The sequence below is a fragment of the Shewanella sp. ZOR0012 genome (assembly GCF_000798835.1).
Taxonomy (GTDB): Bacteria; Pseudomonadota; Gammaproteobacteria; order Enterobacterales; family Shewanellaceae; genus Shewanella; species Shewanella xiamenensis.
Genome location: NZ_JTLE01000094.1, coordinates 19,264 through 45,433, shown reverse-complemented (window position 1 = coordinate 45,433; position 26,170 = coordinate 19,264). Strand labels below are relative to the sequence as shown.

At 46.2% G+C, this 26,170-nt stretch carries 23 protein-coding genes; 10 read left to right on the top strand and 13 right to left on the bottom strand.

Annotated features, from left to right (window positions below; all coding sequences use genetic code 11):
* Positions 1-217: 217 nt before the first annotated feature.
* Positions 218-496 carry a YcgL domain-containing protein gene (locus L976_RS02020; RefSeq protein WP_047540069.1) on the bottom strand — a complete coding sequence of 93 codons (279 nt, stop codon included), beginning with the start codon at positions 494-496 and terminating at the stop codon, positions 218-220.
* A 122-nt stretch (positions 497-618) separates the two neighbouring features.
* On the opposite strand from L976_RS02020, the gene minC reads away from it, so the two are divergent.
* Genes minC through minE form a run of 3 tightly spaced genes read left to right on the top strand, consistent with a single transcriptional unit; the run spans position 619 to position 2,381 of the window.
* Entirely contained in the window at positions 619-1,284 is a 666-nt protein-coding gene (gene minC, locus L976_RS02015; protein WP_037419169.1) for a septum site-determining protein MinC, read from the top strand.
* Between the two features lie 27 nt (positions 1,285-1,311).
* A complete protein-coding gene (minD, locus tag L976_RS02010; protein ID WP_037419172.1) occupies positions 1,312-2,121 on the top strand; it encodes a septum site-determining protein MinD in 810 nt (269 codons plus the stop codon).
* Between the two features lie 2 nt (positions 2,122-2,123).
* A complete protein-coding gene (gene minE / locus L976_RS02005) occupies positions 2,124-2,381 on the top strand; it encodes a cell division topological specificity factor MinE (RefSeq protein ID WP_007648439.1) in 258 nt (85 codons plus the stop codon).
* A 179-nt stretch (positions 2,382-2,560) separates the two neighbouring features.
* On the opposite strand, the gene rnd is transcribed toward minE, so the two are convergent.
* From rnd to tsaB, 7 genes are all read right to left on the bottom strand, one after another.
* A complete protein-coding gene (gene rnd / locus L976_RS02000; protein ID WP_047540067.1) occupies positions 2,561-3,670 on the bottom strand; it encodes a ribonuclease D in 1,110 nt (369 codons plus the stop codon).
* 70 nt (positions 3,671-3,740) lie between these two features.
* A complete protein-coding gene (gene fadD / locus L976_RS01995) occupies positions 3,741-5,414 on the bottom strand; it encodes a long-chain-fatty-acid--CoA ligase FadD (RefSeq protein ID WP_037419175.1) in 1,674 nt (557 codons plus the stop codon).
* Between the two features lie 199 nt (positions 5,415-5,613).
* Positions 5,614-6,480, bottom strand: a complete 867-nt coding sequence (locus L976_RS01990) for an alpha/beta hydrolase (RefSeq protein ID WP_047533688.1) — start codon at positions 6,478-6,480, stop codon at positions 5,614-5,616.
* Positions 6,481-6,501: 21 nt separating this feature from the next.
* On the bottom strand, positions 6,502-7,314 hold the full coding sequence (locus L976_RS01985) for a class I SAM-dependent methyltransferase (protein WP_037430429.1): 813 nt from the start codon (positions 7,312-7,314) through the stop codon (positions 6,502-6,504).
* Between the two features lie 130 nt (positions 7,315-7,444).
* Entirely contained in the window at positions 7,445-8,152 is a 708-nt protein-coding gene (locus tag L976_RS01980; protein ID WP_047533686.1) for a M50 family metallopeptidase, read from the bottom strand.
* Complete coding sequence (locus L976_RS01975; protein ID WP_047533683.1) at positions 8,145-8,453, bottom strand: hypothetical protein; 309 nt, start codon at positions 8,451-8,453, stop codon at positions 8,145-8,147. The genes L976_RS01980 and L976_RS01975 overlap by 8 nt, the downstream gene beginning before the upstream one ends.
* 152 nt (positions 8,454-8,605) lie before the next feature.
* The gene (tsaB, locus tag L976_RS01970; protein WP_047533679.1) at positions 8,606-9,316 is read right to left on the bottom strand and encodes a tRNA (adenosine(37)-N6)-threonylcarbamoyltransferase complex dimerization subunit type 1 TsaB; all 711 of its coding nucleotides are present in this window, start codon (positions 9,314-9,316) and stop codon (positions 8,606-8,608) included.
* Between the two features lie 379 nt (positions 9,317-9,695).
* On the opposite strand from tsaB, the gene hemB reads away from it, so the two are divergent.
* Positions 9,696-10,694 carry a porphobilinogen synthase gene (hemB, locus tag L976_RS01965; protein WP_047533677.1) on the top strand — a complete coding sequence of 333 codons (999 nt, stop codon included), beginning with the start codon at positions 9,696-9,698 and terminating at the stop codon, positions 10,692-10,694.
* Positions 10,695-10,788: 94 nt separating this feature from the next.
* Here hemB and L976_RS01960 read toward each other — a convergent pair whose 3' ends face one another.
* The gene (locus L976_RS01960; RefSeq protein ID WP_047533675.1) at positions 10,789-11,694 is read right to left on the bottom strand and encodes a bifunctional methionine sulfoxide reductase B/A protein; all 906 of its coding nucleotides are present in this window, start codon (positions 11,692-11,694) and stop codon (positions 10,789-10,791) included.
* Between the two features lie 378 nt (positions 11,695-12,072).
* Here L976_RS01960 and L976_RS01955 point away from each other — a divergent pair, with 378 nt between their 5' ends.
* Entirely contained in the window at positions 12,073-12,912 is an 840-nt protein-coding gene (locus L976_RS01955; RefSeq protein WP_037419200.1) for an isopenicillin N synthase family dioxygenase, read from the top strand.
* Positions 12,913-13,036: 124 nt separating this feature from the next.
* Positions 13,037-13,978 (top strand): ribosome biogenesis GTPase YlqF, encoded by a 942-nt coding sequence (ylqF, locus tag L976_RS01950; RefSeq protein ID WP_047533671.1) that lies wholly within the window; start codon positions 13,037-13,039, stop codon positions 13,976-13,978.
* A 383-nt stretch (positions 13,979-14,361) separates the two neighbouring features.
* Here the strand turns inward: ylqF and trhO are convergent, their stop codons facing one another.
* Positions 14,362-15,363 carry an oxygen-dependent tRNA uridine(34) hydroxylase TrhO gene (trhO, locus tag L976_RS01945; RefSeq protein WP_037418375.1) on the bottom strand — a complete coding sequence of 334 codons (1,002 nt, stop codon included), beginning with the start codon at positions 15,361-15,363 and terminating at the stop codon, positions 14,362-14,364.
* Between the two features lie 272 nt (positions 15,364-15,635).
* Between trhO and L976_RS01940 the strand changes: the two genes are divergently transcribed.
* Positions 15,636-16,307 carry a glutathione S-transferase gene (locus L976_RS01940; RefSeq protein WP_047533668.1) on the top strand — a complete coding sequence of 224 codons (672 nt, stop codon included), beginning with the start codon at positions 15,636-15,638 and terminating at the stop codon, positions 16,305-16,307.
* A 551-nt stretch (positions 16,308-16,858) separates the two neighbouring features.
* Here the strand turns inward: L976_RS01940 and L976_RS01930 are convergent.
* Together L976_RS01930 and L976_RS01925 are read right to left on the bottom strand one after the other, a co-directional pair.
* Complete coding sequence (locus tag L976_RS01930) at positions 16,859-18,616, bottom strand: SulP family inorganic anion transporter (protein WP_037418330.1); 1,758 nt, start codon at positions 18,614-18,616, stop codon at positions 16,859-16,861.
* A gap of 224 nt (positions 18,617-18,840) precedes the next feature.
* Positions 18,841-19,467: a LysE family translocator gene (locus L976_RS01925; protein WP_047533664.1), complete on the bottom strand. Its 627-nt coding sequence runs from the start codon at positions 19,465-19,467 to the stop codon at positions 18,841-18,843.
* A 91-nt stretch (positions 19,468-19,558) separates the two neighbouring features.
* On the opposite strand from L976_RS01925, the gene L976_RS01920 reads away from it, so the two are divergent.
* Positions 19,559-20,917: an aminotransferase-like domain-containing protein gene (locus L976_RS01920; RefSeq protein WP_047533662.1), complete on the top strand. Its 1,359-nt coding sequence runs from the start codon at positions 19,559-19,561 to the stop codon at positions 20,915-20,917.
* Positions 20,918-21,045: 128 nt separating this feature from the next.
* Here the strand turns inward: L976_RS01920 and L976_RS01915 are convergent, their stop codons facing one another.
* On the bottom strand, positions 21,046-22,920 hold the full coding sequence (locus tag L976_RS01915; RefSeq protein WP_047533660.1) for a choice-of-anchor I family protein: 1,875 nt from the start codon (positions 22,918-22,920) through the stop codon (positions 21,046-21,048).
* Between the two features lie 481 nt (positions 22,921-23,401).
* On the opposite strand from L976_RS01915, the gene L976_RS01910 reads away from it, so the two are divergent.
* Positions 23,402-24,625: a multidrug effflux MFS transporter gene (locus L976_RS01910; RefSeq protein WP_047533657.1), complete on the top strand. Its 1,224-nt coding sequence runs from the start codon at positions 23,402-23,404 to the stop codon at positions 24,623-24,625.
* 465 nt (positions 24,626-25,090) lie between these two features.
* Positions 25,091-26,170, top strand: a 1,080-nt coding sequence (gene ilvB, locus L976_RS01905) for a biosynthetic-type acetolactate synthase large subunit (protein ID WP_156143223.1), incomplete at its 3' end; no start/stop codon positions are given.

The window sequence follows — 26,170 nt, the reverse complement described above, 5'->3', positions numbered from 1 at the left end:
CACATCATTCCTCGTTTCGCGAGCACGAGCTTGCCAGAACGAACAAAATCTAATCTCGAAACGTCAACACGCCCTAATGTTTGCGGTTGCTTAAATTTAAGAGGCGAGTATTAAAGAAGGAGATTTGCCCTTACGAATTAAGGGCAAGAAGAGCTTTGTATATGCTGCAACAGATTTAAAGACTGTCTTTGGCATTTACCCTGTGCACAGTTACAGACTAGTCTTGAATCCCAAGGCTTTCTCTGTGCTCGACCAATAAATTAACCTGCGGTGGCGGAATTTGTAAATAAAACCCCTTTTCCTTGAGTGCTGCTCTGACCTTATGAATATCGGCGATACCGAGTGATTCACGCTTAGCAATCGGGAATACCATCACTAACTGAGGCACACCAAACATATCTAACAACGCCTGAGGGACGTCGTCGAAACAGTCCCTTTTGTTTACAAATAAGTAAGTGTCAGCCTTTCGACTACTTTTATAAACCGCACATAGCATAAGAGTATAAATATCCAATAGTTCAAACTTGCCAGTCAATGGGGCACACTATAACATGGTCGCCTAGTAATTTAATTGCAAATCAGCGATCCGACTGATGATTTCTGGAGAATAGTGCCGGGATGTCAAAACCTAGCTTAGAGTTAAAAGGCGCTTCTTTTACTCTTTCAGTGCTTCATATTAATAACAGCGATTTAAATGCTGTCATGGCTGAATTAGATAGCAAATTGGCACAAGCTCCCCAATTTTTTCTGGGTGCCCCTTTAGTCGTCAATCTCAGCGCCATTCAAGATAACGATTTCAATTTACAGGGCTTAAAAGAGTTATTACTTTCCCGCCAGTTAGTTATTGTAGGAATTACTGGTGCAACTAACGTCCTGAGCAACCAAGCTAAAACACTCGGACTTGCCATAGTCAAAGCGGGTAAACAAAGCGTCGCCCCCCCACCAGCACCGCGTCAAACTAAGATTTTGAAGCAAAATATCCGCTCAGGTCAGCAGGTCTATGCAAAAAATGGCGATTTAATCATATTTGGTGCGGTAGGTAATGGCGCTGAAGTCATCGCCGATGGTAGCATTCATATTTATGGTGCGTTACGAGGAAAGGCCATGGCGGGCGCAGCTGGCGACAGCAGCGCGGTAATCATTGCTCATTCCCTCGAGGCAGAATTAGTTTCAATAGCAGGGCAATATTGGCTCGCTGAAAATCTACAACAACATAGCTCAGATAAAGGCGGCTGCATTCGCTTAAATGGCGAGTCGCTTATCGTTGAATCATTGCCCCTCTAAATGGCACAAAAAAGGATAGAGAGAAACATGGCACAAATTATTGTTGTCACTTCAGGTAAAGGTGGTGTTGGTAAAACCACATCCAGTGCGGCGATTGCAACTGGACTTGCACTACAAGGGCATAAAACTGTTGTTATCGATTTCGATATAGGCTTGCGTAACTTGGATCTAATCATGGGCTGCGAGCGCCGCGTCGTCTATGACTTTGTTAATGTTATCAACGGTGAAGCGAATTTAAATCAGGCACTTATTAAAGATAAACGCTGTGAAAAACTGTTTGTACTGCCAGCCTCGCAAACTCGTGATAAAGACGCCCTAACAAAAGAAGGCGTGGGCCGTGTGCTTGACGATTTAGCCAAAGAATTTGAATTTATTATCTGTGATTCCCCTGCAGGTATTGAGCAAGGCGCGATGATGGCATTGTATTTTGCCGATATCGCCATTGTGACGACCAACCCTGAAGTAAGCTCGGTTCGCGACTCTGACCGTATTCTAGGAATGCTGCAAAGTAAGTCACGCCGCGCAGAACTCAGTTTAGAGCCGATAAAAGAGTACTTACTGTTGACTCGTTATTCTCCAAGTCGGGTAAAATCGGGCGAAATGTTAAGTGTTGACGATGTAAAAGAAATCCTTGCCATTGATTTGCTTGGTGTTATCCCTGAATCACAATCCGTACTCAAGGCATCAAACTCCGGAGTACCTGTGATTATCGATCAAGAAAGTGATGCAGGCGCCGCTTATAGTGACACTGTCGCGCGTTTATTGGGTGAAGATGTCCCAGTACGCTTTATTACGGAAGAGAAAAAAGGTTTCTTACAACGGATATTTGGTAGCTAATTATGTCTTTACTCGACTATTTCAAAAGCAAGAAAAAGCCTAGCACCGCGGTAATGGCAAAAGAGCGACTACAAATTATTGTGGCCCATCAGCGTGGACAACGCGATACACCTGACTATTTCCCGCAGATGAAGCAAGAAATCATCGCCGTGATCCGCAAGTATGTGCAGATTTCGGATGATCAAGTTTCAGTGCAATTAGATCAGAATGACGATAACTTGTCGGTACTCGAACTTAACGTGACGTTGCCAGACAGATAAGTCGAGCATTGGCGTCATCCTCAAATGGGGATGACGCTTTCTGCTGCGCCTTTCTCCTACCCCCATGCTTTAGCTGGGGTAAAATCAAGGCCTAACACCTTAAATGCAAATTTAGGCATCAAATCTTAGGTCAAAACCGAAATGTTAAAAGCAAAATATTGGCGCCTAATCTGTAAAACTTAAACTTCAAGCTTTGCCAACGATTCAGCCGCAATGTCTGCGCGCCAGCCATTTAACACCGTCGGCAATTCGCCCTGCTGTTTATCCCAACGCCATTGTAAATACTCATGAATATGACGTTTAGAGCCCAGCATTTCCACCGGAATAGCATGTTGTTCGCACAGTTCGGTTAAACAGGTTTTAATGGTCTTAAAGGCGGATTTATAACCCGGTTTAAGCGCTAAAACATCAACTAGCTCCGGCGGATTGTTTAAGTCAGCAGTCTGCATTACCCGTAAAATATCTTTACCGTGGATGCGTTTTTCCTGCTCAGTTAAATCGTTCAATTTAAACAAATCACTTATGCTTTTAGGCTGTTTTTTCGCTAGCGCAATCAAGCCATGATCTTTAATCACAAAGCCTAAGGCTAAATCCCGTGCCAAAGCTTTTTCTAAACGCCATTTAGCCAGCACTTTAAGGTAAGCCAATTGAGGCTCGGTTAATTGAAATGCGTTTTTTACTTTAAGGTATGCAGTCTCGACATCGGGAGGAGCTAAGCGCCCTTCTGTCATTCGCTCGCCTTCTTCATACAGCCAGCCTAAACGGTCTTGCGCCTTAAGCTTTTCGGCGAGTTGCGGATAGAGTTGATACAGATACAACACATCGTTGGCGGCGTAGCTAAGCTGCGCCTCAGTCAAGGGACGGCGCATCCAGTCGGTGCGCGACTCACCCTTATCAATCACTTCACCTAAACAGGTTTCCACTAACTTGGCATAACCTAGGCCATGGCCCATGCCACATAAAGAGGCTGCGATTTGGCTATCGAACAAAGGCGTAGGTTGACGCTGACCATAGTGGGCGAAGACTTCTAAGTCCTCGCTACAGGAATGCACTAGCTTGATGATGTTGGGATTATCAAGCAAAGACCAGAATGCACTGAGATCTGGCAGCGCAACCGGGTCAATTAAGGCTAAAGTTTTACCATCATAGGCTTGAATGAGGCCAAGCTTAGCGTAATAGGTACGTGTGCGCACAAACTCGGTATCTAATACCAGTACTGCGCTCTGTTGATATTGAGCGACGAGGGCATTGAGGCTCGCTTCGTCGCTCACATAGTGAAACACTGACAAATTCTTCTCCAGTTCCTGTGGGATAATCACATCCATAAAAACAAAAGCCGGCTTATTGCCGGCTTCAATCTTACGCGCGCTTGACTTCGTCTCTCAGTTCTCGTCGCAAGATCTTACCCACATTGGTTTTAGGTAACTCTTCCCTAAATTCTACCAGCTTCGGCACTTTATATCCCGTTAAATGCACTCGGCAATGCTTAATGATGTCTTCAGCGGTTAAAGATTTATCTTTCGCCACCACAAACACCTTCACTAACTCGCCACTCGCATCATTAGGAACCCCTACTGCCGCAACTTCTATCACCTTAGGATGTAAAGCAACAACCTCTTCCACTTCATTGGGGAAGACGTTAAAGCCAGAAACTAAAATCATGTCTTTCTTACGATCAACAATATAGAAGAAACCCTGTTCATCCATATAACCAATATCGCCCGTGGCGAGCCAGCCGTCTTTATCAATCACTTTGGCGGTCTCTTCTGGACGCTGCCAATAGCCTTTCATGATCTGTGGGCCTTTGCCAAATAGCTCACCTGTCTCGCCTTGGGGCAACACATTACCCGCATCATCACGCACTTGAATGAGTGTAGATGGCGCAGGAAAACCGATAGAACCGTTATAACCGTCTAAGTTATAGGGACAGCACGTTAACAGGGGCGAGGCTTCAGTTAACCCATAACCTTCAAGTAAACGGGTTTTAGTGATGCTCTGCCATTTATCGGCCACGGCTTTTTGCACGGCCATACCGCCACCAATGGATAATTTGAGGCGAGAAAAATCCAGCTCAGCAAAATCACTACTATTCACTAAGGCATTAAACAGGGTGTTAACACCTGTCAGGGCGGTAAAAGGATATTTCTTGAGTTCAGCCACAAACCCTGGAATATCCCGAGGGTTAGTGATTAACAGATTCTGACTGCCCTTATGTAAAAACAGTAAGCAATTCACTGTTAATGCAAAAATATGGTAAAGCGGTAATGCAGTTACAACAAATTCAGTACCATCCCGCAGTGCCGGAGAATAAGCACCGTTAGCCTGCAACACGTTTGCCACCACATTACTGTGGGTTAACATGGCGCCCTTTGAAACCCCAGTCGTACCACCAGTATATTGCAAAAAGGCAAGGTCACCCCCAGTGATTACGGGTTTGACATACTGCATTCTACGACCTCTTGACAAGGTTTCGCGCATCGAAAGGGCATGGGGTAGATCGTATTTCGGCACCAGCTTTTTAATATATTTAACAACAAAGTTAACTAAGGTGCGTTTTGGCGCACTTAGTTGATCACCTAAACTAGTGATAATGACACTTTTCACGGGCGTTTGATCGACCACTTCTTCTAAGGTGCGGGCGAAGTTAGACACCACAACAATGGCTTTGGCGCCCGAGTCAATCAACTGATGTTTGAGCTCTCGCGGGGTATAAAGTGGGTTAACGTTAACCACCACCATACCAGCACGTAATACCCCAAACAACGCAATAGGATATTGCAACAGATTGGGCATCATCAGTGCGACACGGTCGCCCTTTTGTAGCTTCAATTCATTTTGTAAATAAGCAGCAAAAGCACGGCTACTTTCTTCAAGTTTACGGTAAGTTAGCGTGGCCCCCATGTTGATAAATGCAGGTTGATCCGCATACTTAGCCACCGCGGTCTCGAACATATCGATAAGCGATGAATACTGATCCACATTAATCTCAGCAGGCACATCTTTTGGTAAATGTTTAATCCAAGGCTGATCCACTACTTTCTCCTAAATCCCCACAACTGCGGATACGGTACCCTTACTACCGCCAATACTCGACAAATACCGAGTTAAAATACCGACTTACATTTTATTGTTATTGATTTACCCGGATAAATCATACGGGCGTTTTAATTTTGATCATCATCACATAAAAGAAACAAAAAACCTAGTGTCTTTTTTATGTTAGTAAAAGCAATTATTCGACAAAACGTTGGATTAACTGACTAACCGCTTGCGCATTATCCATATGCACATGATGGTCCCCCTCAAGCATATGTTCAGACAAATTGCTGAACCATTTCCTTGCTTTAGGTAGCGCCGTATGTAATTGGCTAAAACCTTGTTTGCCGCAGATGAGTAAGGTAACCACCGAAATATTTTGCATTAAAGCATCAACCTGCTCAAAGGTCAGTCGCATTGGCGAGTCGAGCCTTAATCTTGGATCACTTCGCCAAACAACTCCATCAGAAGTGGCTTGCATATTGCGGTCAAGTAATAGTCGACACCACGGTTCGGCCAATCCGGTTAAATGCACTCTAGCCTTAACTGCCGTTTCCAGACTATCGTAGACTCTCATCCTTTTATGTTTTTGCGCTAAAAATTTCTCATGTTGGTAAAAGCTTTTCCTCAGCCGCGATTTGGCTTGGGTTGCTGACTCATATAAGGGACTTAAGGCCTCAATTAAAATCAGCTTATTAACCTTTTCTGGAAATGCTGCCGTATACGCAGAGGCGATAATCCCCCCTAATGAATGCCCAATAACAGCCAGTGGCTTTTGTGGCAAAATCGCCAGTAACGCATCGAGATCGTATAAATAGTCAATCCAGTGTAATGGGTAATGTCCCGGCCTATGCGCCGAAAAACCATGACCGGGCCAATCTATGGCAAGAATTTGGTAATCTGACAAATACTCAGCGAGAGGCTCAAAACTGTTGGCATTGTCTAACCAGCCATGCAACGCGAGCAATAATGGCTTATCTTTCGCTCCCCATAATCGACCACTCAGCTTGATATGGGGTAACACAAACTCGACTTGATTTTTGGGGGCGAAAGATTGCCACATATTGCCTCTAATGTCAGGTGATTAGCGGGATTTTTTGACAAATTTGAGCGTCATGCGATCACTCTCACCAATTGCTTGGTATTTTTCTTTATCTGTATCACCTAATGCAAACGAAGGTGGCAACGTCCATACTCCCTTGGCATAGTCCTTAGTGTCTTTCGGATTGGCGTTGATTTCGGAGCTTTCGGCTAAGGTAAAACCGACCTTTTTGGCCAGCGCGATCATCTCGTCTTGATCCATATAGCCCGTGCTCATATTCATGCCTTTATTGGCTCTATGTTCGACGACGCCAAATACACCGCCATCTTTAAGCACTTTGTAAGAAGCGGCAAACACGTTTTCGAGCTGGTCGCTTGAAGCCCAATTATGTAAGTTACGGAAAGTTAATACCAAGTCAGCACTGCCATCGGCACCTAAATTCATTTTGGCTGGAGGGTCGAGAACCACCATTTTCGCATTACCAAATAAGGCTTTATTGGCCGTCATCCAAGTATCGAATTTCACGCCCGCATTGGCGCGATAGCGATTACCAGGGGTGTCCGTGCTGGGGGTAGTTTCGAAACTGGCGGCAATATATTGTCCCTTAGGCGCAAGATAAGGGGCAAGGATTTCAGTGTACCAGCCATTACCTGGCCAAAGTTCAATCACGGTTTGTGTTGGGGTTATACCAAAAAATGTAAGGGTTTCTGCGGGGTGACGATAAATATCGCGGCTAGCGTTTTTGGCTTGGCGAAAATCACTTTTAATGGCTTTATCTAATGCTTCATCTGCATTGGCCATACCTGAACAGAGACCAGCAATCAGCATACTGGCGATGAGTGTGACTTTTTTCATAATAATTCTCCTTGGATACCGAAGACTTAAGCTAGCAGTCTATATAAAAAAATCCAAGAATTAGCCGCACAAGTTGACCATTTAGGCTGTAAATATTTGTGATGTCATGGGAGCATTAATGCGCGATGTATTAACGAGAGGTGGCGGAATCCACCCGCCGCCAAGCCATATACAAGGCGCAGATACTGCAAAACAGCCAAATGGCGACCCAAATCCACGCTGGTATCCATGAACGATCAGCCAGCAGCACCGCATCGCCTTGCCCTTCGAGTCCGAGCAATACCGTTGGGCTTGCCAGCGCATTGAGCATGATCATCAAAGCAATAATGCGTAAAAATTGCGTGAGGATTTTATTTTTGCTGAGTTTTAACGGCAGTAACAACACTATCGTCAGTACCGCTAAAATGGCTAAGGTGAGCAAATCTCGCCCCCACAGCAGGCCACTTAGCACCACTAAACCGCCTAAAAATGCAAAGCTTAGACGAATGCCCTTAGGCCAAGTCGCCAGCAGATAAATAAGGTATCCCCAACAGGCTGCGCCAAAATAACCTGCAAATCCAATCACCAGTGGCGAGCCACCTTGGCTAAAGCAAAAACCCGCACCATTGGGAAAGAGTTGAATATGACTCACTATGCCGCCACTGAGCACTGTCGCTATCCCATGGGACAACTCGTGGAAATAGCTCTCTAACCACTTAAAAGGCACACTCAGGTAAGGAATGCGCGTCAAAATGAGGGCCAGCATCAGCTCGATGATAAACAAACCACGGCTCGGAAGGCCACCAGTTAAACGAGGTGTAAAACGAGATTCAGAAGACACGGACGCACTATCAGGCATAAATATCCACACCCACCATCTGCTGAATCTCTTCACGTTTGGCGGCATGTTGCGTTTGTAGGTATTGGGCGATAGCCCCTTGATGTCCTCGGGTACTTTGCTCGTATTCGAGTTGGGCACCGAGTCTGGATTGTAGGTTTTGTGATGATCCTTCATCGGTATCGTCAAAGGCTAAGGCAGAAACCGCATCGAGCTCAATCACAGGGCGCGGCGCTTCCGTGGGCGACATTCCCTGTATGATCGCGGGGCGATTACTCGCAACCGCTTGTGTCAAACTCGTTTGAAGCGAATTTACCTGCATCGAAATGCCCAGTTAATATCCTAGTAGTCCTAGTAGTCCTAGTTAGTATTATTAGGCTGTTGTGACAAACGCCTAACTAAGATTTGATGTCTACATCGTGAACCAATGCAGACAGTTTAGATTCTAACGTATAATGGGGAATAATGAACAGTTTATTCACGTCCCGGTAACTTTTTCCATGTCACAGTATCACGAAGATATACAGGCTCGAGTACATCGACACTGGTGGTTAATCCCGCTTTGATACCCGCTTCGGCCAGCACTAACATGGCTCGGGCATCGGGATACTTCACCGCCGCTAAGGAGGTAATGCCGCTGCCTAGAGCTAATAACTCGGGATAAGCATCAAACCCAGTGCCGCAACCCACAATGGTTTTATTAAGATCGAATGCCAGCTCAACCTGCTCAGGCGCGCTCACTACCTCTTTACCGACTAATGTAGCAATGCCATCGACGGCCACAAATTGGCCCCAGTACACTTCTCCCATGCGCGCATCAATACAGCAGAGCACTTGCTCGGCAGCGTGCTCAGCAATCGCCATTTGCGCCATGGCCGCTAAGGTTGAAATGCCGATAACGGGCAAGTCTAACCCTAGGGCTAAACCTTGGGTCATGCTGGTACAAATACGGATCCCCGTAAAACTGCCTGGCCCACGGCCGTAGGCAATGGCATCCAGTTTATCTAAGCCGACATTGGCTTGTTTTAATACTGCTTCCACCATAGGCAATAAACGCTGACTATGCTCCCGAGGCGCATCGGCTAACTCAGCAAAAACCTGTCCTTGATAATATAGGGCTGCTGAACAAGCTTCGGTACAAGTGTCGAGGGCGAGAATACAAACAGAGTCTTGGGGTGTTGTCATATAAAAACCGCGCTGTGGGTATAGTTGGGCAGAAGAATAGCGACTTATTAAAGCCCTGCACTATACCAAGTGTAAATTGGCGCAAATGATAACATCAAATAATCGAAAGCAAAGGCTTAAAAACAGCGGTGAATGACTCGATTGGCTTAGCGCTGGGTTTGTGATCGCCATCACTAACTCAACAACCTCTTCGGCCTTGGTCCAAATACAGGGAAACTTTTGCCCTATTTTAGGTCTGAGCAAACAGTGCTGAAGCTTTTGTCTCACTTAATCAAGTTCACTAAAGCACCAACAAGTACAACCTAAGCATCGTTTTAACTCTCTCCCACTTACGCGAAGCTTCGCGTGATGCTTTGCACTCTGTAAATAAGGAAATTCAATGAGCAGTACCAGAGAAAATCCCCTTAAACCCCTTCGCCGTTTAAGACGCCTACGCCGCACCGAGGCCATGCGTGATCTCGTGCGTGAAACCCAGATTTCCCTAAGCGACTTGGTTCATCCATTCTTCATCGAAGAACACATCAACCAAGCCGTACCCATTTCAACCTTGCCGGGGATCAGCCGTCTGCCCGAGAGTGCGCTTGCCGATGAAATTCATAGGCTTTACGCCCTAGGGATCCGTTATGTGATGCCCTTTGGTATTTCCCACACCAAAGATGCACAGGGCAGCGACACTTGGGATGACAATGGCTTACTCGCACGGATGATCCGCACCATCAAAACCGCCGCGCCAGAGATGATGGTGATCCCTGATATTTGTTTTTGTGAATATACCGACCACGGACACTGCGGCGTATTGCACCATGACGAAGTCTGTAACGATCAAACCGTGGCTAACTTAGTCAAACAATCCATTACCGCCGCCAAAGCGGGAGCCGATATGCTGGCGCCATCGGCCATGATGGACGGCCAAATTAAAGCTATCCGCCAAGGACTGGATCAGGCAGGCTTTGAGCACATTGCCATTTTGGCCCATGCTGCCAAGTTCGCCTCTTCCTTCTATGGGCCTTTTAGGGCCGCGGTGGATTGTGAACTTAGCGGAAACCGTAAAGGCTACCAGCTCGACTACGCCAATGGTCGCCAAGCCTTGCTCGAAGCACTGCTCGATGAAGAGGAAGGCGCGGATATTTTGATGGTAAAGCCCGGCACACCGTATTTGGATGTGTTAAGTCGCCTAAGGCAGCAAACCCACCTTCCCTTAGCGGCTTATCAGGTTGGCGGCGAATATGCCGGTATTAAATTTGCTGCACTGGCGGGCGCCCTCGATGAGCGCGCCGTCGTCACCGAAACCTTTATCGGGTTAAAGCGGGCTGGCGCCGATTTAATCGTCAGCTATTACGCGAAACAATATGCCGAGTGGTTAGCGCAATCCCGCTAATGCGCTGAGTCTTCAGTCTATCAGCCAAGCCATCAACGAAAACGCCACCCTATCGGTGGCGTTTTTTATCCGTCAATTTGCTCGCACATTAAGCCTATGCTTGTAGCTCGGCAAAGAGAGCTCTGATCTTTTCAACCTTTGGTCGCACCACAATCTGGCAATAGGGCTGCTCGCCATGCAGAGCGAAATAATCATTGTGATAATCCTCAGCGGGATAAAAAGACTCAAAAGCCACCACTTGGGTGACGATCGGCGCATCAAATACCTGTGCCTCGGTTAATTTTGCAATCATGGCATTGGTCTCTTCAATCTGCGCCGCATCATGGGCAAAGACGACGGAGCGATACTGCGGCCCTTTATCATTACCTTGGCGGTTGAGCGTGGTAGGATCGTGACTCTCAAATAACACCTGTAGCAGCGTTGTAAAGCTGATTTGTGCGGGGTCAAACTCGATGTGCACCACTTCGGCATGCCCAGTTAATCCCGAACACACCGACTTATAATCGGCATCGCTAGCATCCCCACCTGAGTAACCAGAGCTGACATTCAGCACGCCCTTCAGGCTCTTAAAAATCGCTTCAACACACCAAAAACAGCCCGCACCAAAGGTGGCAAAGGCCGTTTTATGAGTCGATGTTGTCACCTCATCGGCCGCTTGAAACACCATGGAGACAGAATTAACGCAATGACGAATATTCTTCGGCGTTAAATATTCCCCTTCAAACACATGGCCTAAATGACCGCCACACTGACTACAGACAATTTCGGTACGGCGACCATCGGCGTCGACATGGCGACTCACTGCGCCTGGAATTTCATCATCGAAGGCTGGCCACCCACAGTGGGCATTAAACTTATCTTCTGAGCGATACAAAGGCGCATGGCATTTTTTGCACAAATACACGCCTTTAGCGTCATGCTGATAATACTCCCCGCTAAAGGGACGTTCTGTGCCCTTTTCTTCTATGACATAGCGTTCAAAATCAGTCAGTTTGTTCATAAAAGTCTCCTTTAGCTCTTAAGGTATTCGCCTGCATAAGACCGTTTGTTCCTCAGGTTTATTGCGCCTCGGCCTGAATTGGCTTTTTGGCATAGTAGCCGCTTTAGTCGATAAAATCCTGTTGATTGAGTCAATGCTTAAATAACTGGAGGAAAATTCAGCAGTAATCTCAGTCCATTGTCTTGAGTGTTTGCACCGCGCACAGTGCAAAGCTACACTTGCTGCGGGTCAATTCTCTACCCAAATCCTTTCTATTTGGACCGCTTTTGCACTAGGGCTGAGCGCACCATACCGATAATGAGATAAGTGGCAATGACTCCTTACCGTCATCCTTAGAAAGTGTTTGGTTAACAACCATATATAACAAGTAGAAACAATATGAAATTAGAAACCATTGATTATCGCGCAGCCGATAGCGCCAAACACTTTGTGGAATCCCTACGTGAAACGGGCTTTGGTGTACTCTCTAACCACCCTATCGATAAGGAACTGGTCGAAAACATTTACACTGAGTGGCAAGCCTTTTTCAATTCTGACGCTAAGAACGAGTTTATGTTCAATCGTGAAACCCACGATGGCTTCTTTCCCGCGTCGATTTCAGAAACCGCAAAAGGCCACACGGTTAAAGACATAAAAGAGTATTACCACGTGTACCCTTGGGGTCGTATTCCTGATTCACTGCGTGCCAATATTCTAGCTTACTATGAAAAAGCCAATGCGCTGGCCGCTGAACTGTTAGAGTGGATTGAAACCTACTCGCCAGACGAGGTTAAAGCTAAGTTCTCGATTCCGCTGCCAGAAATGATTGCCGACAGCCACAAAACCCTGCTGCGCATTCTGCATTACCCACCGATGACAGGCGATGAAGAAATGGGCGCTATTCGCGCAGCGGCCCACGAAGATATTAACCTTATCACTGTGCTGCCCGCGGCCAACGAGCCAGGGTTGCAAGTCAAAGCCAAAGACGGCTCTTGGTTAGATGTGCCAAGTGATTTTGGCAATATTATCATCAACATTGGTGATATGTTGCAGGAAGCCTCGGGTGGTTACTTCCCATCAACCTCACACCGCGTAATTAACCCAGAAGGCACGGATAAGACTAAGTCGCGTATTTCACTGCCCTTATTCTTACATCCTAAACCTTCGGTAGTGCTGTCTGAGCGTTATACCGCCGACAGCTACCTAATGGAAAGATTACGCGAGCTAGGCGTACTTTAAGCAATACATGCTCAAATTCGCATCAAGATTAAGCAATTAAGCGCCTTCAGGCGCTTTTTTTATGACATTCGTCGCCTTCAAGGTAGAATAAGCGTCTTTAGGTCATTTAGAACAAGGCACTATCATGGCAATTCAATGGTATCCGGGGCACATGCACAAGGCACGCAAAGAGATCGAAGAGGCTATGCCTCAGGTCGATCTAGTAATTGAGGTGCTGGACGCCCGTATTCCCTACAGTAGTGAAAACCCCATGGTGTCAAAGCTTCGCGGCGACAAACCTTGTATTAAACTACTGAATAAATCCGACTTAGCCGATCCTGAGATCACCGCCCAATGGATTGAATACCTGGAGCGTGAACAAGGGGTAAAAGCCACTGCGATTACCACACTGCAACCGGGTATGTTGAAAATGCTGCCGGATCTTTGCCGTAAGTTAGTGCCGAGTCGCGATAAGACCGAAAAAGACATTCGTACTATGATCATGGGGATCCCAAACGTGGGCAAGTCCACCATTATCAATACCTTAGCCGGTCGCGTTATCGCCAAAACCGGTAACGAACCCGCCGTCACCAAAACCCAGCAGCGCATTAACCTGCGCAACGGTATTGTGCTCTCGGACACGCCAGGGATTTTATGGCCTAAGGTTGATAACGAAGCTAGTAGCTATCGCCTTGCCGTCACGGGTGCCATTAAAGATACCGCCATGGAATACGAAGATGTGGCGCTGTTTGCAGCAGGTTATTTCTTAAAGGCCTACCCGAAGGAAATTTGCGAGCGTTATAACATCAGCGAGTTACCTAAGGATGATATGGCGTTACTCGAAGAAATCGGCCGTAAACGTGGCGCCCTGCGTCCCGGTGGTCGCATCGATTTGCATAAAGCCTCGGAAGTCGTATTACACGATTACCGCTCAGGTCGAATTGGCCTGTTATCCCTTGAAACGCCTGCGATGGCTGAAATCGAAAAAGCCGAAGTGGAACGCATTCTGGCTGAAAAGGCCGCCGAGAAAGCCGCGAAGCTAGAAGCTGAAAAACTGAAACGCTCTGGCAAACGTCATAACGTTTAATATTAGGTTGAACACTCTTAAATATTGGCAAAGTCCATTGGTAAATGCTTTACCGCCCCGTCAATGGGGCGGATGTTCATTAAAGATAACCAGTGGTCATTTTTATCATTAGCGCGACCAATCGATTTTGCCATATAGGACATTCTTTAAGACATTCAGAATTAAATTTTGATCGTTCTAGCAAACTCGTGCTTACGAAACAAGGAGTGACATGTCGCCATTTAACTCAGGTGACAAGCGGCTATCATGACAGAAAGTAAGGGCCAGAGCTTGCCTGCCCTTCCTTTTGACAGCCTTTAGCTTGCCATTTCTGCTGCATAATCGTCCGATAAAAAAAGTGAGGCTGTCCATAATTGAACAGCATCACCTTAGCTGTGCATGCGTTAAGTGTTAGCTTGCTTGGTTTTATTTTTCTCTGCAGCTTGTTTGCGCAGTGCTTCTTTCTTTTGTCGACGGGCTTCAATCACATGATTCACATCACTACCGATATGAGCCTCATTACGGGATTTAGCTAAATTCACTTGGCGTTCACGTTCAACAAAACGCTTTCGCTGCTCCTCAGAAATCTTATCAATACAATGTGGGCAACTCACACCTTGCACATAAGCTGGGGATAATTTTTCCGCTTCAGTGATTGGCATACGACAAGCATTGCATTGATCGTATTGCCCTTTCTTTAAATCATGGTCGACCGCTACACGATTATCGAAGACAAAACATTCGCCTTCCCACAGGCTTTCTTCCTGTTTGACTTCTTCAAGGTATTTAAGGATGCCACCTTCGAGGTGATACACTTCTTCAAAGCCTTGCTCTTTTAAATAAGCGGTTGATTTTTCGCAGCGAATACCGCCAGTACAGAACATCGCCACTTTTTTATGCTTGGCAGGATCGAGATTCTGCTTAACATACTCAGGGAATTCTCTGAAGGTTTCGGTCACGGGGTTAATGGCATTTTTAAAGGTGCCGATTTGCACCTCATAGTCGTTACGGGTATCCACTAGGATGACTTCAGGATCGGAAATCAGCGCGTTCCAGTCCTGTGGCTTAACGTAAGTGCCCACCACTTTAAGCGGATCGATACCCTCGACGCCCATGGTGACGATTTCTTTTTTGAGCTTCACCTTAGTGCGGTAGAAAGGCATTTCGTCGTCAAAGGATAACTTGTAAACGATGTTTTCAAGGCCATTTTGGTTATTCAGCCAAGCCAGCAGTGCGTCGATAGCCGCTTGAGTGCCGGCCACAGTGCCATTAATCCCCTCACTTGCCAGCAACAATGTACCTTTAATCTCGGCCTGTTCCATCATGGACAGGAGTGGCTCACGCAGCGACTCAAAATGCGGTAATGAAACAAACTTATATAAAGCACAAACAACAACGTTAGACATAACACCCTCAACTGCTGGCTGGAACTTAATTTCCAGTGCATTAACTAATAATCACCCAAGCCTAAGCTAGGTCGCAAAAATAGGGCGAAATTCTACCTGAGTCACAGTCGGATAAACACAGACAAAAACCAAGGTCATTGCTTATTTACAGGCAAACGGTGGAATAATCAGTAATAAACGCAGTATTTCTGTTTTAAAGTCACTACTATTGCCAACTTTTAACCCACAGTCGTGACTAAATCGTTTTTATCATTGCATTAAGGAATAAGACTATGCCCTTACCCATACTCTACAGTTTTCGCCGCTGTCCTTATGCTATGCGCGCTAGACTTGGGCTATTGTTCGGCCAATGCCAAGTGGAAGTGAGAGAAATCACCCTTAAAGCGAAACCCGCAGAGATGTTAGCCATCTCCCCCAAGGGCACAGTGCCCGTATTGCAGCTCCCTACTGGAGAAGTGATTGCTGAGAGCTTGGATATTATGCTCTGGGGACTGCATAAGGCTGACTCGCCAGCCGCACAGCAGTTACTCGGACAAACCACCTCAGCGCAAAGCCTGATTAATGAGCTTATTGTGCAAAATGATGTTGAATTTAAACCTTGGCTGGATAAGTACAAATATGCAGATCGGTATCCTGAATACTCGCAGGCGGATTATTTCGCCAAGGCCAGCACTTTTCTGGTACGGCTCGAAGCACAGCTTCAGCAACATCCTTATCTTATCAGCCCTGCGTTAAGCGTTGCTGATTTTGCCATTGTGCCTTTTATCCGCCAATTTACTGCGGTGGATGCCAAACGGGATTTGAACGGTGATTTCCCACGGCTTATGGCATGGTTAACTGAGCTAACAAGCACTGACATATTTCAACATGCCATGACTAAATATGTGATCTGGCAGACTGGTAATACCCCAAATTACTTGTTAGGAACGTCTATAAGTAAATAAGAATTAACGTTTATTTTTATATACCCCATAGCAATCGGTAAAATGTTCACGTAAAGTAGCTCTCACTTAGGTAAAGTGAGTAAATCCTTTTTAACATTTTATGCTAAATCATCACGATGAATTACAGGGATAAAGTACTTGGATAATACGGATATTATAATCATAGCGATGCTCATCGGTTTAGCCCTACTGCATTGCTTATTCGCAGCTCGAGTATTTAAGAGCCAAGTTAATCTCAGCACTAACAAAAAATGTTTATGGTGCCTGCTAAGCTTATTTTTAGGCCCCATAGGCTACTATGCCTATCATGGTTTAATCCCTTTAGATAAACTGCAAAATGACTAGAATGGGTTGATGTTTAAGCGTTAGATGTTGCGCAAGCTCGCGAAACGAGGAATGACGCGTAGTTATGATACTCAAATGACGAGCGGCTCTTTACGCCACAACCATCATACTTTTGAGGCATCAAGTATAAAGTGCATAACTCTATGCACTTGAACAATAAACCAAAAAGCGCGGTAATGTCCGCGCTTTTTCGTTAAAATAGCATCCTATAAATGACTATGAAGTAGCACATCATCCTCAGGCGCTTTTTTGATAACAGGTGCTTGGCCTTCAGCTAGTGCTTGCTTGTAACTTTGGTTCATTTTCAGCGCAAGATATAAATCTGGCCGAATTAAAATGCCGCCTTCGCCTGACGGGATCCCCGCCTGTTCAAACCAGCCAAGCATCTGCCTTTTACGCCCCGCCAAGACTAAACGTATCCCACGCTTCTTCAATAATTGATGGAGATCTGCAAGCATGGCCATCACACTTAAATCCAAGTGGGTAAAACACGGCACGGCATCAATAATGATGCAATCGACGGGTTCAGGCTCACGGATAAACTTCTCCAGTAACCGACGTTTAAAGTAAGTGGCATTGAAGTAGGTTAAGGGTGAATTAAAGCGGTAGATAAACACCCCAGGCACAGACTTAGCCTTGCCCGAATCATCTACACTGCGGATAACCCCTTTATGATCAAGCCCTAACACTTGATCCGTTGGCCGCATCACAGTCGCTAAAAACTGGAATAAACCGAGTAACACCGCCAAGGTAATCCCAGGGATAACGCCAATAAACAATACTGAAAACAATGTGGTGCAAGCAAGCAAGAAGGCTGAGCGGTCTCTGACGCGCAGATTCCATAGCGCCTTTAAATCAATCAACGAAATAGAGGCAATCACTAAGACCACACCAAGAGCTGAACTAGGGATATATTTCAATGGTGCAGTAAAAAACAACGCGACGATCGCAATCAATAACGCCGCGATGATTGAAACAAGCTGACTTTTACCGCCGTTAGCATCATTGACAGCTGTACGCGAATCAGCACCGCTGACCGCAAAACCTTGTGATAAAGCTGAAGCAATATTGGCAATACCGAGGGCGCGAAACTCCTTGTCCGCATCGATATCATAGCCATTTTTAGCCGCAAAACTGCGTGCAGTAAGCATCATACTCACAAAGCTCACCATGGCTAAGTTAAGCGCAGGCACAACTAGTTCACGGGCAATACCAATATTAAAAACCGGCGCTTGAAACGAAGGCAAGCCTGCACTCACCTCGCCCACCACATTGATGTCGAAGCTGGTTAAGTTAAAGGCCCACACCAAAAATGCAGCCATTGCCATTGCACACATTGAAGCAGGCCATTGTGGACGATAACGTTTTATTAAGGCATAGGTGGCTAAGGTCACCAGTCCCATCAATAAGGTGGGCCAGTGTGTTTTGGTGAGATAGGAAGGCGCACCGGATAAGCGCTCAATCAAATAACGCTCATCGAAGGTGAAACCAAAAATTTTTGAGAATTGACCGACGATAATAGTGATCGCCACACCATTAAGTAACCCCATTAAAATCGGTTTTGAGAGAAAGTCCGCCAAGACGCCAAGGCGAAAACGGCTGGCGATTAAACACCAAAAACCGGTCATAGCCGTCATGGTCATCACGAGTTGCCAGTGCTTCATGCTGTCGCCAGCAGCAAGTGGCGTCACAACGGCGGCAATCACGGCGCAAGTCGCGGCATCGGGACCAACGATTAATTGTCTAGAAGTACCAAACAATGCATACACTAACATTGGCAACACACAGGAGTATAAACCAACAGCGGCATTAACCCCTGTAAGTTGTGCATAGGCAATGGCTACAGGTAAAGCGACCGCCGCCACGGATAATCCGGCTCGAACATCATCCCTGAGCCATTGCTTCTCGTACTGCAGCATCTGCGCCAAACCAGGCATAAATGATACTAAACTGGGAAACTTCACGCGCTAACCTCCATATACTCCCAAGTCAATTGCTAACTTGTTATGGTTAGATAACTCACCTTATATCGGTGCAATACCCATGGCACCAACTTCTTCAGTTTATTTAGGTATATAAAACCGTTATCTAAAAAAGCCATCAATACTATGTTGGTTATGACATAAAGCCAATCATTAAGCGAGTCAGTATCCCAGAATATTTAAGCTTTTAGCCTAATTAGCTCTACTTACCGCAGGATCATCGGCAATGAAACCAGCAATAAGCTGCCCATAAACCAGTTAAAATGGCGTCGACGTTTATCCGTATTCAGCTTTTTACTGATTGCTGGACCAACAAACACCCAAGTGAAGGACGCGGGAAATCCCACCAGATTAAACACTAACACGCCTAGTAATGCACTGAGCCAAAAACCATCGCCCCCTAACGTAAACGCACTACAAAGGGTAATGGTCGACATCCAAGATTTAGGATTAATCCACTGAAACAGCGCCGCCTCCATCACACTCATCGGCTGACGCCCGTCATCCAAATGTGCCGCCTTAACAGGAGAGGTGGCTAATCGATAGGCAAGGTGCAACAAATACAATAACGCTGCGTACTTTAGCACTTGATGCAACACGGGAAACGCCTCGAATAAAGCGCCAAGACCCAGTAACACCGACAGATGCAAAGAGGTCGAACCTAAGCGGATCCCTGCAATATGTGGAATGGTACGCATCACCCCGAAATGAGCGCCGGAGCTGGCGAGTAAAATATTATTAGGCCCCGGAGTCATGGTCATGGTTGCACAAAAGAGTGCTGCTGAGGCCATTAATGTCCAGAGTTGTGGATCATTTAAAAGTTGAATATCCATAAACACCTAAATTGTATGCATACAATACTTGACAATAAAAGATACAATAAATAATATAGGGAGATTAGCGGAGATCAATGGATTTATTGTCATGGGTACAATTTGGACGCCCGATCTAGAAGCATTTACAGGTCCTAAATATCAACGTCTCGTCAGTGCGATCGAACAAGGCATTTTGCTAAAAGCCCTACCCCATGGCACAAAACTCCCGCCACAGCGGCGTTTAGCCGATGCACTTGGAGTGACCATAGGCACAGTCACACGAGCCTATGCCCTTGCAGAGCAGCGTGGCTATGTGGAAGCGCGTATTGGTGATGGTACCTATGTCAACGCCTCTCCCGTGCCAGAGCTCAGTCATTTGCAGCTCAATATGGCGACTTGTCAGCAACCGCTGACGGATCAAATAAGTACGCTGAGTGATTGCCTAAGCCAACTGGCTAAGGATCCAGCGAAACTGAGTCAACTCCTTGGCTATCGCGCCAGCCCCTTAGATCAACATCAACAGATATTTCACCACTGGCTTTTACAACGCGGTATTGAACAGCAACCCGAGCAACTGATCTTTACCCATGGTGGGCAACAGGCCATTTTTGCCTGCCTTAATGCCTTCCTCACCAAGGGCGAGGTGCTACTGCACGAGCAGTACAGCTATCCCGGTGTGCGTATTTGCGCGAAACAATTGGGTATCAATAGCATTGGCGTGCCGTTAACCTCTGACGGGGTCGATCTGGCAAGATTCGAGGCCTTAGTACAAATCCATCAACCTAAATTGGTGTACTTAACCCTCAACAATCAAAACCCCACCTGCATTCAATACAGTGAGCAACAGAGAGAAAAACTGTTGGCACTCGCGGAGCAGTACCAGTTTTATATCATTGAAGATGATGTGAATTATTCTCTCCCCGAGGAATGGCACCCTCCACTGTGGCAGTTAGCACAGACGCTGAATGTGCCGAGGGTCATTTACATTTCAAGCCTTTCTAAGCTGTTTTCAGGGGGCTTAAGGCAAGGTTTTATCCTAGTACCCGAGCCGCTTATCGCACCATTGCGCCTCGCCATTCATAGCCAATGCTGGATGGTTTCGCCGCTCAATGTGGAGCTCGCCTGTCAGCTAATCAAACGCGGGCACATCACGGCCAATCGCGATGCGATTATTCGCGCGCGTCAGCAGCAATGCATAGCATTGGGCGACAAGCTGGGGTTAACTCAGCGCTGGCGGGGTTTAAATGGCTGGATCCAGTTACCCGAAGACATTAAAGCCCATCATCTGGTCACCGCCTTAGCAGCAAAAGGTGTACTGATCCGCAATGGGGATGACTTTAACTGCCATGACAACTTTATCCGTTTAAGTTTAGGTGGCGCCGAAAACGATACTCAATTCCAGCTTGCGCTCGAATGCATCGAATCCACCTTTAACGCACTCAAGCAAAACGCCTATTCAGTCGTTTAACCTTGCATTTTTATCGCGAGAAAGAAGCAAAAAGAAACGCCAGAGTGATGCTCTGGCGTTTTAAGCTTACTTACAAGCATTTAAGATGTTGAGATCTAAAGTTATCGCACCTTGAACACAAGCTATGGCTATTGCACCTTGATTTGGTACACGCTGGTTGTGCCACTGACTTCATTACCAATGATCAACAGAGGCTGACCATTAGGACTCTTCTCGGCACTCACAAACTTCATGCCTTCTGGCCCTAAATCTCCCGCTAAACTGGCATCACCTTTCACTTCACCCGTATCTGTATTAATGCTGAAACTCGCGTCAAAATCACGGTTTACTACATAATCCACAAAATGCACGTCAAAAGGATTTGTCACGTCGTACATCATAAAACCAGAGGTACGTTCAAGCCCGATAAAGGCATACAGTTTTTGGCCAATTTTGCCTAGAACTAAGGCTTCTGGCTCGGGTCCTTTATCATCACTGCGGCTATCGCCTTTGTTTTCTTCATTGTTATTGTTGAAGTTATTGCCTAACAAGGCTGCGGTGATCCGCTCAAAATCGCTGCCACTGTCAAACACCTGTTGACCTTCGGCGGTCCAGATTGAGAAAGAACGCGCGCCGAAGATCACAATTTTGTCATAATCGCCGTCGTTATCGTCATCACCCATACTCTTAGTCACTTTCAAACGGGCTAATTGGGTCTTATCTTTTGCGGCAGCAAATTGTGGATGATTAGGATCTAAAGTGAAGTCACCGGCACGGGCTTCCTCCGAAAACCCAGCATAATCACGGGAATCCCCTTCGTTTGCGGTAACAATAAAATCAGCATTATTCCAACGGTAACTCGCAACGGTATCGGGTTGATACATGCCATACACGCCCGCATAGGCCTGAAGGTTGACCATATCGTCCTTGTCGCTAGCATCAATTTTATTCACATCAAAACCATAATCCTTCAGTCCTAAGGGTAAAATCTTCGCTACTTTGGCATTGGCGATATCAATCACCGCGATGGCATTGTTCTCCTGCAAGCTCACAAAGGCTCGGCTGTTATCGGGGCTGACACTGATATACTCAGGCTCCAAATCTTGCGCGACAGTGGCCATTGGGCCATTGATTTTAATGTCCTTGGTGATTTCATTATAGCGAGCATTGCCCTGATTAAACTCGGTGAATGTCACTAGCGTCGCCGTTGCTGCGGGTTTACCATCCGCAATGGCGATAATGGCTACACTACCCTCAGGATCGATACTATAGTCTTGATTTGGTTCACCTTCATTCGCAACGAGTACCGTTTTGCCATCATGACTAAAGACTACGTTATCTGGTAATGCACCGACTTCAACCGCGCTGAGATACTGCGGTGTCTCATTGCCATTGAGTTGGTAGAAAGCCACATAGCCATTGGCTTGAGTCTTATTGCCCGCTGCATCGCCGCGCTCAATGGCCGCCGCTAACAAGTTACCATAAATACTGACACTGTTAACGCTGCCCATAAAACTCAAGCCCACATCTTTGGCGACATCCAGCTCGCCGAGCTTATCAAGATTATTCAAGGCTAATGGCACAGTTGCCTCAGCAGCATTGCCAAGTAAGTTGGCATCGATAATGTCGACTTTACCGCTTCTCGCATTGACCACAAAAATACGCTGAGAAGCACTATGGTATTCAACAATCTCAGCAGCGCTCAGGCCATAAACGCCCGTTTGATGACGGCCAATAAGCTCCGCCTTGACTCCAACTGCTTGGGGTTGGCAAATAAATTGCGTTTGCGCCGCATCGATTTCAGTCTCTTCCAACTTACCATTACGATTCGCATCAAGCCCGGTATCGATACGTTGACCACCGGCGGGACAGTTTGCATCACCAATAGAGAGTGGGGTTACTTTAACTAATGAATTTAAGCCGTTATCCCCCTGCTCACCATTGGTACCGTCATCACCATTACAGGCACTAAGGAGTAAACTTGCCAGTATCGCACCAGCCAGCGGCAGTCGTTTTGTGTTCATTGCTTCATTCCTGAATGTGTTGTTATAAGTCGTAGGGTTAAACTAAAGCCCAATAAACTAATCCGCATTCAAGACGGTTAGATGACATATAGATGACGGTGACGTGACAATCCCAGTCGAAGGAATGACGCTCAGGCGTACATTGGTGCATCAATGCAATAAAAAGGCAGTAAATCGATTTTGGTTACAATTTAAGTGTAAAGATATCGTCATCGAGATTGGCTTATTCGCCTGAGCGTTTTACTATGTTATGGCTTAATATCCTTATACTCGATGACAAGACCAATCACTCAGTTCAACTGTTGGTTGGGTCTACGCTGGTCACTCATTTCTCCCCTATACTCCTCCAATGCTCATGGCACGATATGCTATGTCAATCGAGGCGAAATGAGTCGCCAATAAGCAAAATTGTTACCCTACAATTTTGATTTTCGAGTGACATAACACTTTATATCGCCTTCTTTCGCCACTCGAGGTAACTGTGGACCTACAATCGTCAAGTAATTCAACCACACAGCGTAATATTCCCCATTTGGCCTTGCTTATCCCAATGCTTGCCGCCATTGTCGCGATCACGCCGCTCGCGATTGACATGTATTTGCCCGCTATGGCAACTCTCGCCCATAGCTTTCATACCGATATCACCTTAGTGCAACAATCCTTGAGTGTTTACTTAGGCGGCTACGCCCTCGGCATGCTGTGCTTTGGGCCGCTTGCTGACCGTATTGGCCGTCGTCCCATGGTGATTATGGGGCTATCAGGTTTTATGTTAGCTAGCCTGTTGTTAGGCTTAGCCGAGCAGATTGAAGTGTTTTTGGGCCTGCGCTTTTTACAAGCTTTTATCGGCGCAGCGGCCACTGTGGTTGTCCCTGGCTATATCAAAGAAGTCTATGGTGAAAACACGGCTAAAGGTATGTCTTATGTCAGTTTAATCATGATGTTAGCGCCATTATTAGCCCCCAGTATTGGTAGTCTTATCCTCGAACTTGGCGAATGGCATTTGATCTTCTTTATCCAATCGGCCTATGCCATGTTGTTGCTGTTGTTGGTCATTACACTGCTGAGAATGCCCAGCGATAAAGATCAAAGTAGCCGCAGCCAAAAATCTTTTTTGGGCGCCTATGCCACTGTGTTTTCACGCCCAGGCGTCAAAATGAATATTGCCAGCGGTGTGCTCACCTCTTTTGCCTTTTTCTGTTATTTAACGGCATCGCCCTTTGTCTATATGGAGGTTTTTTCATTAGATAAATCCTTATTTGCCCTACTCTTTAGTACCAATGTGGGCGCTCTGATGCTGGCAAATATCATCAATACTCGAATTGTTGGTCGCTATGGCTCGTTAAGGATGTTGCACGTGTCGACTTTCTTAGGAGCGCTCGCAACTGCAGGTTTACTGGGAGTGAATTTATTGGGTCTCAGTTACCACTTTACGGTATTAATGCTTATTCCACTGATGGGTTCTCTTGGCATTATGTCAGTTAATGCTGATGCCATTGTGTTAATGAAATTTAAGCAGGAAACCGGCACTGCAACGGCGGTAATTGGCACCTTAAGATTTGGCTTTGGTGCCCTTGCAGGACCATTACTCGCGCTGTTTTACAATGGCACCGCAGTGCCCTTCTCGGCATTAATGTTGACGGCGGTATTATTGGTGGGATTCTGTCAATTTAACCGACCGACTCATCAAGCCAAACCAAAGCAATAATCTGCGCCTTTATGCCGCGTAAGCGAAGCAATCATAGTTTTCATCGCTTTTATTGTTGATTTGTAACAAATTAAGCGGTCCCTAAACAAACGGCACTTAGGTTATATAGTACCTTGGTGCCGTTTTTCATTGTAAATTACCTAACCCATTCTAATTAAAGTGATTAAATAAAATTTTCACAAACAAAAACCCCCGTTTCATGAGAATTTATCGTGCCTAAACATGAAATTGTCTAAAGTTGGTTATTTTTTACAGAAAACCCTTGAAATGTGTTCTTTTTTGAATATGATGAAATTCTGTTCATTGCAACAGCTGCTGCATCCAAAGGGATGAACACTTGAAATCGATGATTTCAAGTTCAGCAAACGGAGTCTGAATTACCCTTCAGGCTTATTTTTAGAGCGATTACCGTCGCTGTAACAAGATACTGTTTACCGTAACGGTACTATGCAATAGGAGTTTCACATGGAGAAGTTATCCGGCGCCAGCATGATTGTGCGTTCCCTTATTGATGAAGGGGTAAAGCACATATTTGGTTATCCTGGCGGCTCAGTGCTAGATATCTACGACGCCCTGCACCTTATCCCCGGTATTGAACATATTCTGGTTCGCCACGAACAGGCCGCCGTGCATATGGCCGATGGTTATGCCCGAGCTACGGGAAAAGTAGGCGTAGTACTCGTGACCTCAGGCCCAGGTGCCACCAATGCCATTACTGGCATCGCCACCGCCTATATGGATTCGATTCCATTAGTGGTGTTATCTGGCCAAGTGCCGAGCAATCTAATCGGTAACGATGCGTTCCAAGAATGCGACATGATTGGGATTTCACGCCCAGTCGTCAAACACAGCTTTTTAGTCCAAGATCCCACTCAAATTCCTGAGATCATTAAAAAAGCCTTTTATATTGCCTCCACGGGTCGTCCTGGCCCCGTCGTGGTAGACTTGCCCAAGGATTGCCTCAATCCGGCATTACTGCACGACTATATTTACCCCGAGAGCATAAAAATGCGCTCCTATAATCCAACGACATCGGGCCATAAAGGTCAAATTCGTCGAGGATTACAGGCATTATTAGCAGCGAAAAAACCCGTGCTCTATGTGGGTGGCGGTGCGATTATTTCTAGCAGTGAAAAGCAGATCTTAACCCTAGCAGAAAAGTTAAATATCCCCGTTGTCAGCACCTTGATGGGCCTTGGCGCCTTCCCTGGCACCCATAAAAACAGTTTAGGGATGTTGGGGATGCACGGTCGCTATGAAGCTAACATGACCATGCATAACTGTGATCTTATCTTCGGGATTGGCGTGCGTTTCGATGACAGAACCACCAACAACATCGAAAAATACTGCCCTAACGCCACCATCTTACATATTGATATCGACCCCTCATCGATTTCAAAAACCGTACGAGTGGATATCCCGATCGTTGGCTCGGCCGATATTGTATTAGACAGCATGTTAGCCCTGCTTGATGAATCGAAGGAGAGCAACGATAGCGAGACGCTCAATCAATGGTGGCAAGAAATCACTGTGTGGCGCGAGCGT

Coding starts and splice junctions, on each gene's coding strand:
- hemB (WP_047533677.1), top strand. CDS start 9,696: ATGAGCAGTACCAGAGAAAATCCCCTTAAACCCCTTCGCCGTTTAAGA.
- L976_RS01955 (WP_037419200.1), top strand. CDS start 12,073: ATGAAATTAGAAACCATTGATTATCGCGCAGCCGATAGCGCCAAACAC.
- ylqF (WP_047533671.1), top strand. CDS start 13,037: ATGGCAATTCAATGGTATCCGGGGCACATGCACAAGGCACGCAAAGAG.
- L976_RS01920 (WP_047533662.1), top strand. CDS start 19,559: ATGGGTACAATTTGGACGCCCGATCTAGAAGCATTTACAGGTCCTAAA.
- trhO (WP_037418375.1), bottom strand. CDS start 15,363: ATGTCTAACGTTGTTGTTTGTGCTTTATATAAGTTTGTTTCATTACCG.
- L976_RS01960 (WP_047533675.1), bottom strand. CDS start 11,694: ATGAACAAACTGACTGATTTTGAACGCTATGTCATAGAAGAAAAGGGC.
- L976_RS01940 (WP_047533668.1), top strand. CDS start 15,636: ATGCCCTTACCCATACTCTACAGTTTTCGCCGCTGTCCTTATGCTATG.
- minD (WP_037419172.1), top strand. CDS start 1,312: ATGGCACAAATTATTGTTGTCACTTCAGGTAAAGGTGGTGTTGGTAAA.
- tsaB (WP_047533679.1), bottom strand. CDS start 9,316: ATGACAACACCCCAAGACTCTGTTTGTATTCTCGCCCTCGACACTTGT.
- minE (WP_007648439.1), top strand. CDS start 2,124: ATGTCTTTACTCGACTATTTCAAAAGCAAGAAAAAGCCTAGCACCGCG.
- L976_RS01980 (WP_047533686.1), bottom strand. CDS start 8,152: ATGCCTGATAGTGCGTCCGTGTCTTCTGAATCTCGTTTTACACCTCGT.
- L976_RS01925 (WP_047533664.1), bottom strand. CDS start 19,467: ATGGATATTCAACTTTTAAATGATCCACAACTCTGGACATTAATGGCC.
- L976_RS01990 (WP_047533688.1), bottom strand. CDS start 6,480: ATGTGGCAATCTTTCGCCCCCAAAAATCAAGTCGAGTTTGTGTTACCC.
- L976_RS01915 (WP_047533660.1), bottom strand. CDS start 22,920: ATGAACACAAAACGACTGCCGCTGGCTGGTGCGATACTGGCAAGTTTA.
- L976_RS01985 (WP_037430429.1), bottom strand. CDS start 7,314: ATGAAAAAAGTCACACTCATCGCCAGTATGCTGATTGCTGGTCTCTGT.
- L976_RS02020 (WP_047540069.1), bottom strand. CDS start 496: ATGCTATGTGCGGTTTATAAAAGTAGTCGAAAGGCTGACACTTACTTA.
- minC (WP_037419169.1), top strand. CDS start 619: ATGTCAAAACCTAGCTTAGAGTTAAAAGGCGCTTCTTTTACTCTTTCA.
- L976_RS01975 (WP_047533683.1), bottom strand. CDS start 8,453: ATGCAGGTAAATTCGCTTCAAACGAGTTTGACACAAGCGGTTGCGAGT.